Source organism: Micromonospora sp. NPDC051141, from assembly GCF_044455765.1.
GTDB lineage: Bacteria > Actinomycetota > Actinomycetes > Mycobacteriales > Micromonosporaceae > Micromonospora.
Genome location: NZ_JBITFD010000015.1, coordinates 104,621 through 117,650, shown reverse-complemented (window position 1 = coordinate 117,650; position 13,030 = coordinate 104,621). Strand labels below are relative to the sequence as shown.

The following is a 13,030-nucleotide window of genomic DNA, read 5'->3' as shown; positions in this document are numbered from 1 at the left end:
TCACCAGGTGCCGTCATCGCGGACCCGGAGGGCGGCACGGCCGAGCAGCAGCGTGGTGAGAGCGGCATCGACGTCGGTGCCGAGGAACCACTCGCCGGCCTGGTCGAGCGCGAAGACCCGGCCGTGCTCGTCGACCGCGAGGATGCTCTCCTGACGTTCGCTGCCCAACGGGAAGAGGCGGACACCCAGGACCGCGCCGAAGTCCGCGAGGGTGTCGGCGGTGTGCGCGACCTTGCGCGGACGCACGTCGAAGCGGGATATCCACACCGCTTCGCCTGGGCCTTGCCGTGCGCTGACCAGCCCCGGATAGGCGGTGAGCGTCGCCAGTGCGGCGGGGAAGGAAGCATGGCTGTGCTGGGCCCCACGGACTCCGGTGACTTTGCGGACCGAGGCGGCAGCCGAGACCTCGTCCCCGAAGTGCGGACGCCAGCCGGCGACCACAAGCGCGTCGGCCACTTCAGACGGGAACCGTTCAGAATCGGGAGGCGTCTGCGGATCTGGGCGCCACTCCTCGGCGTACGCCAGCTCCGGCCAGGGCAGCACGCCGAAGTGCACCAGGAAGCGGATGCACGACTCACATCGCAGGTCGGCCGGACCGCCCGCCGGATCACCGGACTCGCGGACGCGGAAGAACTCGATGCGGCTCGCCCTCAACCACTGCCTTGCCTCGTCGAGCGTCAGTGGTGGTAGCCCTTCGGCGGCGCGACGGTGGTCGTGCTCGTGCAACGCGTCGGAGACGACGATCATCTCCGCGTGCCGATCGCCGCCCCGCGCCAGGTGACCGGTGGGCAACTCGTCGAGATAGGACCGAACGAGCGGGTGGTGGTGCAGCTCGACGTCGCCCTTCGCGCCCTGCGCGACGTGCAGCCGACCGTCCAGGGTGAGGTGCGCTGCCGCGCCGGGCGTGGGCAGTCGGGTCAGCTCACGGAGCAACTGCCCGGCCGGGTCGACCGTGCGGGGGGCGCGCGGCGCGGCCGGCCGGCGTTGCCGGTACATCTGCTCGACCGCCGACGCCGGCACCCGGGGCCAGGTGGAGATTTCGCCGGTCTCCTTGTCGATGACCGTGGTGGGCAGGTCGCCGGGCAGGGCCCGCGCCTCGGTGGACACGGTGGACAGCACCACGTAACCCAGGTCGAACTCCTTGACCACCGGCGTGCAGGGAAAACCGAGACGGTCGGAGTCGCGCCGGGCCCAGACGGAGGCGATCTGCTCGGCCTGCTGTCGCTCGATCACCACCTGAAATTACCGGACCCCACGGATTCCGTGGCACCCGGTATGGTCGGCCCTACCCAGGGTGACGGAGGGGGAGCGGTGGTGGCCGAGAGTGCCGATCGGGATGCGAACCGTGCGCTGCGGGCGAGGTTCGACGAGGTGTACGGCCAGTACCAGCGACTGCGGTCCGGCCTGGACGAACTCCAGACCAGGCTGGCCGAGTTGCGGGTGACCGAACGCTCCGACGACGGCCAGGTCACCGTCGTGGTCGGGGCGCGCGGCGAGCTGATCACCGTCGAGGTGAGTCCCGCCGTGTTCCACGATCGGGATGCCCGGGCGCTGAGCCGGAAGATCACCGAGACCGTGCTGCGTGCCTCCGCCGCCGCGTCCGTCGCCACCCGTGAGCTGGTCTCCGGCTATCTGCCGCCCGGCTCGTCGTCGGTCGATTTCCTGCGTACCCATGACTTCGGCGCGCTGCTCGGGCGGGCCGACGCCGTGGCGTCACGCGGCGAGTGACCGTGGCCGGGGAAGGGATCTGGCTGGACGCGGACCGCGCCCGGCGTGGGGGCAGCGACCTGGCCGCGACCGGCAGGGCAGTCACCGCGTCCCGGCGCGAGACCGGCGATCCGATCGCGGCGGCGGGTGGTCGACGACCGTGGGGGCGCGACGACATCGGCGCCGCGTTCGACAAGCACTACCAGGGGTACGCCGAGACGCTGCTGCGGGCGTGGGAGCTGCTCGGCCGCTCGCTCGAAGGGCTCGGGTCGGACGTGGTCCGCTCGGTCACCGCGACCGTGGAGACCGATCTGGGCAACGCCCGTGACCTCGGGAAGATCCCGCACCAACGGCACAACCCGCATCGGCCCTGGCGCTGACCACCGGAGGATCCGCGCGTGAGCATGCTGCCCAGCCCGATCCCGCACCCGCTCGACTACTGCCCCTGGGACGTGCCCGGCTGGATCTACGAGGCGCTCGACTGGGTGGTCGGCGTGGAATGGCCGGAGGGCAACGAACGCGCCGTCTGGGACCTGGCCGACCAGTGGTACTCCGTCGCCGGCGTCCTGGCCGGCCCGCGCGACGAGGCGACCACCGCCGCCGGTGAGGTGAAGAGCGGATACGGCGGCGTCGGCCTGGTGGCGCACGCGTTCGACACGGCCTGGGACAAGGTGGCGGGGGGCGACGACGCGCCGCTGCACGCCCTCGTGGCGGCCACCGACGAGTTGGGGCGGCTCGTCGACTCCTGCGGCTGCGACATCGAGGGCGCGAAGCTGGAAGCCTGGATCGAGCTGGGCATCCTGGTCGTCGAACTGCTGTCCCTCGCGGTGGTCACCGTGCTCACGCTCGGCGCGGCGTCACCGGCGGCCGGCGCCGCGATCACCGCCACCCGGATCGCCGTGCAACAGATTTTCAAGCGGCTGGTGGCCCAGCTGGCCCGCAAGGCGGTCAAGGAAGGTTTGAAGGAGGCCTGCGAACGGGCCGCGAAGGAGGCCGTCAAGAGCGGCGCCCGAGGGCTCGCCCGCAAGGCCGTGCTCGCCGGCCTGGCGGAGGCTGGGCAGGAGGCGGGCACCAGCCTGGCCACCCAGGCGTACCAGAACTCCACCGGCCGCCGGGACGGCCTCGACCTGACCGACGTGGGCGCGTCGGGGCTCGGTGGCTTCGCCGGCGGCGCGGTCGCGCCGCTCGCCGGTCTGGGGCGGCATGCAAGCGGGCGGTTCGCGCAGGTCGGGGAGCGCTTCGGGCGCGAGATGGCCGGCGAGAGCCTCGCCGAGACCGCGGCCGGGCTGGCCACCGGTCAGGGCCCGTCACTGGAAGACCTGGCTCGCGCCGCGGCGTCCGGCGTGAGTGGTTCCGTCACCGGGCAGACCGAGACGGCGCTGCACCACCGGCTCGACGGGAGGCTGGGCGGCCTCACAGCCCCGCCGGTCGGCCTGGACCTGCCCCCGGTCGTCCCGGAGGTGTCATCCGGGCCCGGTCCGGCCGACTTCGCTCCGGGCCAGCGCTCCGGCGGACCGTCGTCCCCGCAGAGTGGTGAGCCGGTCGTGCACTCCCGGCCGGTTGCTGGCCCGCCTTCTTCGACCCCGCTGGCCGATGTCGTGACGGCGGCTCCGCACCTCGACCCGGTGGGCGCTGCGCACCCGACGCCAGAACTGTCCACCCCGACACTGCCCGCCCTGGGAAACGTCGATCCCGCCGTCGTGACCACCACTCCGATGCTGTCCTCGGTGGCCGTCGACATGCCGGACCCCGGCTCCGCTCTTCCGGGGGCCGCCGACGCTTGGCGCGGCGCGGGCCCGCCGCCGGTGACCGACACCCATGCTCCGGCACCCACCACACCCGTGCAGGCGGCGGCCCCGACGACACTCTCGCCGCAGCCCGTCGGCCATCCGTACCCGGCGATGCCGCCGTCACCGGATCGGATCACCGCCGGCGGGTTTGACGGGCATCTCGCCGCGCCGCCAGCTCCGCCGCCCCATCCCCGGATCGCGCCGAACCCGGGGGCACCCGGCGTCGGCCCCGATTCCCGGCCGGTGCCGAACCTCCGCTTCCCGCTACTGGAGACGTTGGCGCCGGCGAGTCCGCCGCCGAGCGTCCTCAATCCGTACGACCCTCCGTCTTCCCACCGCGAAACTCCGCAGGAGCGGGCCACGCGTCTGATGGCCGAGCGGGCGGCCCTCGATCGACGCCGCTACCAGGGCTACCTGCGATCCCAGCGCAACTGGTTCGAGGACCGTCGACGTCAGACTCGGGCGGACTGGCTCAATGAACGCGCCGATTACCACGAGGAACGGGCGAGTGACTGGGCGGCGCAGGCCCTGGAGCTGCGCCGGTCGGGGCGAACGCTCGCCGCCGAGCGTTGGCACCGGGAAGCGCATGAGGCCGGCCTGGAGGCGTCGGAGTTGCGCGCGGAGTCGCAGCGCGTCCTCAAGGGGAAACTGGTTCCGGAACGGGTGATGGTCGAGGACGACCTCGACTTCTACCGGATCAACGACGACGTGGCGGACCTGGCCCTCGGCGCGGTGGAGACGGCCGACCACTCCGCGCTCACCGGCCACGGTCACCCCTCGCCGGTCGACCGGTCCCGCCCCTACGGCCGGCGCGGCGGACTCCGGCCTCCGCTCGCGCTGCACCAGACCGACCTCGAACGGCAGATGCCCCGCAACCCGGACGGCAGCGTGATCCGGACCGCCGATCCCCGGCGCGGCGACTGGTTCCGGCTGGCCAACGACGGTGGCCCGGCCGCCGACGCCACCCGGGGCATCAACTGCCTCGACTGCACGCTGTCCCTCTTCGAGACCTGGGTACACGGTCGGCCACGGGTCGCGGCGCCGCGTACCTTCGACGGTTATCTCGCGGGCGACGTGCGCCGGCCGGTCGGCGGCGAGATGGACGGCCCGCTGCGGGTCGAGGAGACGACGGGCGGCCGGTTCCAGAACCTGTGCGGGTCCGACCGCGCCGGGGCGACCGGCGCGGCCCGGCGGCGGCTGGTCGAGCGCGGCTACCGCGACCTGCACGCGCAACTGGCGTCGGGCGGTCACGGCAGCTACGCCTTCCTCATCACCAGTTTCGAGGGCGGTGGCTCGCACGCCTGGGTGGCGCTCAACCAGAACGGCACGGTGCTCTACCTCGACCCGCAGAGCGGGATGGTGGCGGGGCAGCCGCTCTACCGGCACAGCGGCGTCCCGTTCGAGGGGAACGTGGTGGGGGTGGACGCCCTGGTCCTCGGCCCGGACGGCCGGCCGATGCCGCTCGCCGGCCGGCCGCCCGGCGACTTCAACGTGCTGCCCGAGCCACGGCACCGTCCGGCGCCGCCACGACCGCCCGACCCGCTGCCGCGCGACCACGGGGGCGCGCCCGACGTCAACCGCGTCCACCTGCTCGGCGAGTCCACCACCTTGCACCGCCCGCCCGGCAACGCGTCGCAGGCAGATCCCGCTCCCGACCGGGTACGCGATGTCCACCGTGCGGCCCACGCCAACCGCATCGCCGCCGGGCTCTACGTGCGCGACGCGTTGGCGGCAAGCGCCAGCCTGGCCGACGCCTTCGCTGCCGGGGTGACCCCGGTCGAGTTGGCGCAGCACGCCGACGGGTCGACGTTGCGGCGGCTCGTGCCAGGGCTGGACGAGGCGGCGGCCGGTGACCTGAAGCGGCTGTTCACCGACGCCCGCGTGCAGCGGATGCTGGACCAGAGCTGGGAGGCCCCGCCGCGGCGGAGGGAACTGCTCGCCGAGACGCTGGTGGGGCAGCTCGCGGAGCGTCCCGACCTGGTGCGGATGATCCTGGCGACGCCGGAACTCGCCAACTCGCTGACCGCCAGGCCGGTGACCCTGCACCATCTCGCCAGCCACCAACAGGCCATCGACGTCCTACAGGACGTGCTGAACGAGATAGCCGAGCAGGGAGCCGACGCACTCGTGGCGGTTCCGACGCGGCATCTTGAAGCGACCCCGTTAACCGATGCTCAAGTGGAGCTCAGCAGGTCCTTGGCCATCAACGGTCCGGAAGCCGTGCAGCCGGGCTTCGATCAGGATCGTCTCAATGACGCGCGCTACCGGAGGCAGTATCTCGACGAGTTGTACAAGCTAGCGGTTGTCGCGCAGTCCGACGTTGACGCTCTGGGAAGCCGGCTCGCGGCGGCCTCCGGTGGTGCCGCCGAATATCATCCACGCAGCAAACCCAAGGATCGTGGGAGGGCTGAGGACAAGATCGAGGGCTACGGCGGCGATGCGTCACAGCTGACTGATCTGGCAGGCGGCTATGTCTCTTATCGCAAGTTGGACGACCTCTACGGCGCACTGGCAGCCCTCAAGAACGATGCGCACCTCGATCTCGTGGAGTTCGATGACCGCTTCAGGTCACCGCAGAGCGGTGGATATCGGGATGTGCAGATGTTCGTGCGCGCGTCCAACGGCCATATCGCCGAGCTCCGACTGCAGTTGGCCGCGTTGGACGAGGTGGCGACATGGGAACATTCACTCTTCGAGGTGCGGCGTGACCTCGATGCCGTTGCGAAGGAGGAAGGACGTAGCGTGACCGCGATGGAGTCAGCCATACGCAGAGGCATCATCGACCGTCAGCGTCAATTCTTCTGGGTCGCTCTGCAGACGGCGTTGCACGGAGGGCGTTAATGACAGACGGATCCGAGGGTGTAGAGCTCCCCGCCTACTACGACCATTACAAGACGCCGGTGAAGCTGGTCTCTACGCCTGATGGAGGGATCGCCGCATGGCGGCTGGACAGAGCGACAGGCGGCTGGCGATCGGCCGATGACGTGATCGACGACGTCCTCTCGGCCATCGGCGGCGAGATTTCTGTTCGGACGTCCGCCGAGTTCGTCCAACGCACCGAGGCCGCCCGCGGTCGCTACCTCAAGGGTGACGGGCCCGTCTTCGCGCTCTACGAGACGGTGCGGGCGATCGACGAGCAGGCCACCGCCGAGAGGCGCGCGTACACACCGGAGGAAGCGGCACTCGTCGCGGGCATCCGGCGGCGGACCTTTGTGATGTTCGAGGAGCAGCTCCAACGGGCCGGGGACCCCGGTGCCGACCCCACCATCGCGGCCTCCTGATGGTCCCGTGCCGGTCATGAGCGCCGATGCCGGAGCCGCCCTTCCGGAACGCCGGTTCGGCTGGGAGGACATGTTCGTCGCGCCGGACGAGGATCCCCGCTTCGACGGTCCGGGTACGGACGAGCGGAGCGTTCTGGCCGGCGAGTTGAGGTACCACCGTCGCACGCTGGAGTTGAAGTGCGCCGGGCTCGACGCGGAGCAACTCGCCCGGCGGTCCGTGCCACCGTCGACGCTGTCGTTGCTCGGGCTGCTCCGTCATGCCGCCGAGCGGGAGCGGCACTGGTTCCGCCGGGTGATGGCCGGGAAGGACGTGTCGCGGATCTGGCCGACCGGTGACGTGGACGAGCCCTTCACCGGCGCCGTCGCCGATCCGGCGCTGGTCGCGCAGGCGTGGACGGCGTGGCGCCGGGAGGTGACGTTCGCCGAGCGGTTCGTGGCGGAGGCGCCGAACCTGGAGGTCCGGGGCCACCGGGGTGACCGGATGGTCTCGCTGCGGGAGCTGCTGGTGCACGCGATCGGGGAGTACGCCCGGCACAACGGGCACGCCGATCTGCTGCGCGAGCGGATCGACGGTCGCGTGGGCCGGTGACGCGCGCCGACCCCGCCCGCCCCGGGCACCAGGCCGGGCCGGCGACGGAGGGGATTCCGTACCGGCCGCCGGCCGACGTGGCGGAGGCGCTGCGCGTACAGGAGGAGTTGCGGTCGCGGGTCGACCTGCTCGGGCCCGGTCCGAGCGCGCCCGCGACGGTGGCCGGGCTGGACGTCGCGTACGCGGAGAGCGGTGACCGGCTCGCGGCGGCCGTCACGGTGCTGGACGCGGCCACACTGGCCGTGGTGGACGAGGCGGTGTGCGTGGGGCGGCCGGCGTTCCCGTACGTGCCGGGGTTGTTCGCCTTCCGGGAGATGCCGGCGCTGCTCACCGCGTTGGAGCGGCTGACCGTCCGCCCGGAGTTGCTGGTGTGCGACGGGCACGGGGTGGCGCACCCGCGCCGGTTCGGGTTGGCCTGCCACCTGGGGCTGGTGACCGGGCTGCCGGCGATCGGGGTGGGCAAGACGCCGCTCGTCGGTTCGTGGAGTGGGCCGGGCCCACGGCGCGGCGACCGGGCCGACCTGCGGGACGGCGGGGAGGTGGTCGGGCGGGTGCTGCGCACCCGGGACGGGGTCCGGCCGGTCTTCGTCAGCGTCGGGCACCGGATCGGGTTGGACGGGGCGGTGGAGCGGGTACTGGCTCTGACGCCCCGGTACCGGCTGCCGGAGACCATCCGGACGGCCGACCAGCTCTGCCGTCGGGCCCTCGCGGCGGGTGGCGACCGGAGCTGACCGGGGCGCGTAACGCTGCACACATGTGGGGCGCTCGATGAGCGGGTGCCCGGGTGGCCCGGTAGTAACCTGACCGGCGGATCTCGTCCGGGACGGAAACGGTGAGGTGGGGATGTCGGTGAGGCGGCACGCGGCGCGTTGGGCCACGGCCGGTGCGATGCTGGGTGGCCTGGTGGTCGCCGCGGCGTCCCCGGCGCTGGCCGACGGCGACCGGGTCGGGCTGCGCTCGGCGAGCAGCTTCACGGCCGGCGGCTCGGCGGGCGCGGTGACGGTCGAGGTGCGCAAGCGCACCGAGGGGTGTGTGTCGTTGCGCACCACGCTCGGGTTGCGGCTGGACGGTCTGCGGGCCGATCAGGTCCGGGTGCAGGTGGCGTCCGGTGGCCGCTGGGTGGGGGTGCCGGTCGCCGGTGGCGGTGGCGTGGTGACCACCTCCCAGGTGGCGCCGGTCGGGCGGCCGTTGTGCAAGGGCAAGGGCGCGGTGGTGCGCTACCGGGTGTCCTTCCTGTCCGGCGCCGTGGGCGGGCAGCTGGAGATCGCCGGCGAGGCGAGCGCCGCGAACGGCCAGGTGCTCGGCCGGGCCGGCCGGTCGGCCCGGCTGGTGGGCGCGGAGCCGACGCCGAGCCCGAGCCCGACGCCCTCCCGCAAGCCGTCGCCGACCCCCACGCCCAGCACGGTCGCCGCCACGCCGCCGGAGACGGCGGGCACGTCGGCGGTGGTCGCCGCCGTCGAGCCGGCCGCCGGCGCCGCGGCCGACGATTCGTCCTTCGGAGGTTCCATGATCATGTGGTTCGGCATCGCGCTGGTCCTGGTCGGCATCGCGCTGATCGTCCTGCTGGTGCGCCGCAGCCGCGCGGACCGGACGGACGACGGCCCGGTGGTCGAGCATCCGCCGGTCCCGCTGCCCCGCAGCAGCACCACCTACCGTTCCGGGGCGCCCGGGCCGGCCCCGACGGTGTACGGCGGTGGCGGTGGCGCCACGCCACCGCGCCCGACCGGCAACGTGTACGGGACGCCGCCCGCCGGGTCCCCGCCGGCGGCCCCCGCGGACGGGGACGCCACCAGCCTGTTGCCCCGCATGCCGGACTGAGCCGGACCCGACGGCTCCCGGGTTTACCGTGACCATGGGTGGACCCGGCCGGCCGGGTGTCGAACGGGGCCGGGTGCCGGGGCCGGTTCGCCGTTAAGATCGCGTGCGCCGGACGGCACCGCCGACCGGTGAGACCACATACGTGGAAGGAGCCGCGCCGTGGCCCTGGACCCGCAGTTGCTCGAGATCCTCGCCTGCCCGGACACACACCACGCCCCGCTCGACTACGACCCGCAGGCGCAGACGTTGACCTGCACCGAGTGCGGTCGCGTCTTCGAGGTCCGGGACGACGTCCCGGTGCTGCTCCTGGACGAGGCGCGGGGCGGTCCGGCGGCTGACGACGCGCGGGGCGGGTCGTCGCGGTGATGGACGGTACGGCCGGGGTGAGCGGGCACCGGCACGCGGACGAGGCCCTGCTGGACGATCCGGCGCAGCTCGGCGAGCGGGATCCGGGCGGGATGCTGCGGTTCACCGCCTCCGCCGGCGCCCAGGTGCGCGAGTCGGCGGCGTTGGCCGCCGAGGCGAACCTGTCCGTGCTGGCCGACGACGGGCGACCCCGGGCGGTGGTCATCGCCGGCATCGGCACCGCCGGGCGTACCGGGGACGTGCTGGCCACGGTCGCCGGGCCGCGCTGCCCGGTGCCGGTGATCCCGCACCGCAGCGCCGGCGTGCCCGGCTGGGTGGGCGCGGCGGACGTGGTCATCGCGGTGAGCGCCTCCGGCCGTAGCCCGGAGGCGTTGGGCGCGGCCGAGGCGGCGCACCGGCGCGGCGCCCGGCTGGTCGCGGTCGGCGCTCCGGATTCGCAACTCCAGTCGGTGGCGGAGCGGGCCCGCGCGCCGTTCATCCCGGTGCCGCGGCGGGCCCCGGCCCGGGCCAGCCTGTGGGCGCTCACCGTGCCGGTCCTGCTTGCCGCCCGTACGCTCGGCCTCGTGAAGGTCAACGAGGCGGATCTGGCCGAGACCGCGGCCCGGCTGGACGCCGACGCCGACCGGTGCCGGCCGACCGCCGAGTCGTTCGTCAATCCGGCGAAGTCCCTCGCGTTGGGGCTGGCCGGGTCGATCCCGATCGTGTGGGGTTCGTCCCCGTTGGCCACCGTGGCCGCCCGCCGGTTCGGGGACACGCTGTCCGCGAACTCCCGCTACCCGGTGGTGAGCGGTGCGCTGGGCGAGGCCGGCCGGGGTCGGGTGGGACTGCTCGACGGCGTCTTCGGCGGGTTGGCCGAGGGCGAGCGGGACATCTTCGCCGACCCCGACGACTCCGACCCGGACGGCGTCCGGCTGCGGCTGGTGCTGCTGCGCGACGGCGGCCTCAACGCCGACGACGACACCGACGAGCCGCTGGCGGTGGAGGAGCGCCGCGCGGACGCGGTGCAGACGCTCGCCGAGCGGCGCGGGGTGCGCTGTGACGTGGTGACCGCCGAGGGCGGTTCCGCGCTGGAGCGGCTCGCGTCGCTGGTGGCGGTGCCGGACTTCGCCTCGATCTACCTCGCCCTGGCACACGGGCTGGACCCGATGGCGGTTCCGGCCATCACGGAAATGAAGGAGCTGGCAAACCAGTGAGCATGTGCGGCATCGAGCGAGGCGGGGCATGAGCGCAAACGGGGGCACCAAGGCGATCGTCGCCGCCCTGGCGGCGAACCTCGGCATCGCCGTCACCAAGTTCATCGCGTTCCTGCTGACCGGCTCGTCGTCGATGCTGGCGGAGTCGATCCACTCGGTGGCCGACTCCGGCAACCAGGGTCTGCTGCTGATCGGCGGCCGGCGGGCCAAGCGGGAGGCCACGCCCCAGCACCCGTTCGGCTACGGCCGGGAGCGCTACATCTACGCGTTCATCGTGGCGATCGTGCTGTTCAGCCTCGGTGGCCTGTTCGCGCTCTACGAGGCGTACCACAAGGCGTCCGACCCGCACCCGATCGAGAGCTGGCAGTGGGTGCCGGTGGTGGTGCTGCTCGCGGCGATCGTGATGGAGGGCTTCTCGTTCCGCACCGCGATCAAGGAGTCGAACCTGATCCGGGGCAAGCAGACCTGGGTCCGGTTCATCCGCCGGGCCAAGGCCCCGGAGCTGCCGGTGGTGCTGCTGGAGGACTTCGGCGCCCTGGTGGGTCTGGTCTTCGCACTGTTCGGGGTCGGCATGACGCTGGCCACCGGCAACGGCATGTGGGACGCGGCCGGCACCGCGATGATCGGCGTGCTGCTGGTGATCATCGCGATCACGCTGGCGATCGAGACCAAGAGCCTGCTGCTCGGTGAGGGTGCCGAGCGCAGCGAGCTGGCCAAGATCGAGCAGGCCGTCACCGGCGGCCCGGAGGTCGAGCGGATCATCCACATGAAGACGCTCTACCTCGGCCCGGAGGAGCTGCTGGTGGCCGCGAAGATCGCGGTGCCGGCCTGCGAGAGCGCGGAGGAGCTGGCCCGGGGCATCAACGCCGTCGAGGCGCGGATCCGCCGCGAGGTGCCGATCGCCCGGGTGATCTACCTGGAGCCGGACATCTGGAGCGCGGCGGCGCAGCGGGCGGGCACCGGCCAGGCCGCCGACACCGCCGTGCCGGAGGCGGAGACGGACGACGCGACCGCGCCGGAGGCGACGAAGGCCGACGAGGTGGCCGGGCGGCCCGGGAGCTGACCGATGGAGTTGATGCAGGGCCGGATCCGGGACTACGCCTGGGGCTCGCGCACCGCGATCGCGCAGTTGCAGGGCCGGGCGGTGCCGAGCGACGGGCCGGAGGCCGAGCTGTGGCTGGGCGCCCACCCGGGCGCCCCGGCCACCGTCGACCGGGACGGCGACCCGGTGAGTCTCACCGAGTTGTTGCTGGCCGAGCCGGGGCACTGGCTGGGTGAGCGCCTGGTCGGCCGGTTCGGCACCCGGCTGCCGTTCCTGCTGAAGGTGCTGGCCGCCGACGCGCCGCTGAGCCTTCAGGCGCATCCGGACGCCGAGCAGGCCCGCACCGGGCACGCGGCGGACACCGGGCGGGTCAACTACGTCGACCCGTACCACAAGCCGGAGCTGTTGGTGGCGCTCTCCGAGTTCGACGCGCTCTGCGGCTTCCGGGACCCGGCCGAGTCGGCGGCGGTGCTCGCCGGGTTCGGCGTACCCGCGTTGGCGCCGGTGGTGGCCGCGTTGCGTGGCGGTCCGGCGGGGCTGCGGGAGGCCGTACGCTCGCTGTTGAGCTGGCCGGAGTCGGAGCGTGCCGGGCTGGTGGCGGCCGTGCTGGCGGCGGCGACCGCCGGGCCGGCGTCCCCGGACGCGGCGCTGGTCCGCACACTCGCGGCCGGTTATCCGACCGACCCGGGTGTGGTGGTGGCGTTGCTGCTGAACCGGGTGCTGCTGGCGCCGGGCGAGGGGATCTGGATGCCGGCCGGCAACCTGCACGCCTACCTGCGCGGCACCGGCGTGGAGATCATGGCGGCGAGCGACAACGTGCTGCGCGGCGGGTTGACCTCGAAACGGATCGACGTGGACGAGTTGCTGCGGGTGCTCCGGTTCGAGGTGCTGGCCGATCCGGTGCTGCGGCCGGAGCCGGTGGCGCCGGGCGTGTCGACCTGGCCGGTGCCGGTGGAGGATTTCGCGCTGCACCGGGTGGTGGTGGGCGCCGGGTCGCCGGAGGTGCGGTTCACGGTGCCCGGCCCGCGGGTGGTGCTCTGCGGGGCCGGCAAGCTGACCGTGGACGACGGGGTCGGTGTGGTGACGTTGGCGGCGGGCCGGTCCGCGGTCGGCACCGCCGCCGGCGGCCCGCTGGTGCTCACCGGCGACGGCGAGGCGTTCGTGGCCACCTGTGGCCTGTCCTGAGCCCGCGTCGCCGATTTCCCGGAACCGCTTGACGGGCTGGTCGCTCAGTGTGACTCTTT

At 73.2% G+C, this 13,030-nt stretch carries 12 protein-coding genes; 11 read left to right on the top strand and 1 reads right to left on the bottom strand.

Annotation, left to right across the window (positions count from 1 at the left end):
* A complete protein-coding gene (locus tag ACIA6B_RS25805; RefSeq protein WP_396777109.1) occupies window positions 1-1,236 on the bottom strand; it encodes an SUKH-3 domain-containing protein in 1,236 nt (411 codons plus the stop codon).
* A 78-nt stretch (window positions 1,237-1,314) separates the two neighbouring features.
* Between ACIA6B_RS25805 and ACIA6B_RS25800 the strand changes: the two genes are divergently transcribed.
* The 11 genes from ACIA6B_RS25800 to manA all read left to right on the top strand — a co-directional run bounded on the left by ACIA6B_RS25800 (window position 1,315) and on the right by manA (window position 12,971).
* Window positions 1,315-1,728 carry a YbaB/EbfC family nucleoid-associated protein gene (locus tag ACIA6B_RS25800; RefSeq protein ID WP_396777107.1) on the top strand — a complete coding sequence of 138 codons (414 nt, stop codon included), beginning with the start codon at window positions 1,315-1,317 and terminating at the stop codon, window positions 1,726-1,728.
* Window positions 1,729-1,730: 2 nt separating this feature from the next.
* Window positions 1,731-2,087: a hypothetical protein gene (locus ACIA6B_RS25795; protein ID WP_396777105.1), complete on the top strand. Its 357-nt coding sequence runs from the start codon at window positions 1,731-1,733 to the stop codon at window positions 2,085-2,087.
* 24 nt (window positions 2,088-2,111) lie between these two features.
* Window positions 2,112-6,338: a toxin glutamine deamidase domain-containing protein gene (locus tag ACIA6B_RS25790; RefSeq protein WP_396777240.1), complete on the top strand. Its 4,227-nt coding sequence runs from the start codon at window positions 2,112-2,114 to the stop codon at window positions 6,336-6,338.
* Window positions 6,338-6,778 carry a hypothetical protein gene (locus tag ACIA6B_RS25785; RefSeq protein ID WP_396777103.1) on the top strand — a complete coding sequence of 147 codons (441 nt, stop codon included), beginning with the start codon at window positions 6,338-6,340 and terminating at the stop codon, window positions 6,776-6,778. Before ACIA6B_RS25790 ends, ACIA6B_RS25785 begins: the two co-directional genes overlap by 1 nt.
* Window positions 6,779-6,794: 16 nt before the next feature.
* The gene (locus ACIA6B_RS25780; RefSeq protein ID WP_396777101.1) at window positions 6,795-7,367 is read left to right on the top strand and encodes a DinB family protein; all 573 of its coding nucleotides are present in this window, start codon (window positions 6,795-6,797) and stop codon (window positions 7,365-7,367) included.
* A 53-nt stretch (window positions 7,368-7,420) separates the two neighbouring features.
* On the top strand, window positions 7,421-8,098 hold the full coding sequence (nfi, locus tag ACIA6B_RS25775) for a deoxyribonuclease V (RefSeq protein WP_396777238.1): 678 nt from the start codon (window positions 7,421-7,423) through the stop codon (window positions 8,096-8,098).
* A 112-nt stretch (window positions 8,099-8,210) separates the two neighbouring features.
* Window positions 8,211-9,185, top strand: a complete 975-nt coding sequence (locus ACIA6B_RS25770) for a hypothetical protein (protein WP_396777100.1) — start codon at window positions 8,211-8,213, stop codon at window positions 9,183-9,185.
* A gap of 159 nt (window positions 9,186-9,344) precedes the next feature.
* On the top strand, window positions 9,345-9,551 hold the full coding sequence (locus ACIA6B_RS25765; protein WP_107157732.1) for a Trm112 family protein: 207 nt from the start codon (window positions 9,345-9,347) through the stop codon (window positions 9,549-9,551).
* On the top strand, window positions 9,548-10,744 hold the full coding sequence (locus tag ACIA6B_RS25760; protein ID WP_396777098.1) for an SIS domain-containing protein: 1,197 nt from the start codon (window positions 9,548-9,550) through the stop codon (window positions 10,742-10,744). The genes ACIA6B_RS25765 and ACIA6B_RS25760 overlap by 4 nt, the downstream gene beginning before the upstream one ends.
* Before the next feature lie 28 nt (window positions 10,745-10,772).
* Window positions 10,773-11,807 carry a cation diffusion facilitator family transporter gene (locus tag ACIA6B_RS25755; RefSeq protein WP_396777096.1) on the top strand — a complete coding sequence of 345 codons (1,035 nt, stop codon included), beginning with the start codon at window positions 10,773-10,775 and terminating at the stop codon, window positions 11,805-11,807.
* A gap of 3 nt (window positions 11,808-11,810) precedes the next feature.
* Complete coding sequence (gene manA / locus ACIA6B_RS25750) at window positions 11,811-12,971, top strand: mannose-6-phosphate isomerase, class I (RefSeq protein WP_396777094.1); 1,161 nt, start codon at window positions 11,811-11,813, stop codon at window positions 12,969-12,971.
* Window positions 12,972-13,030 lie beyond the last annotated feature (59 nt).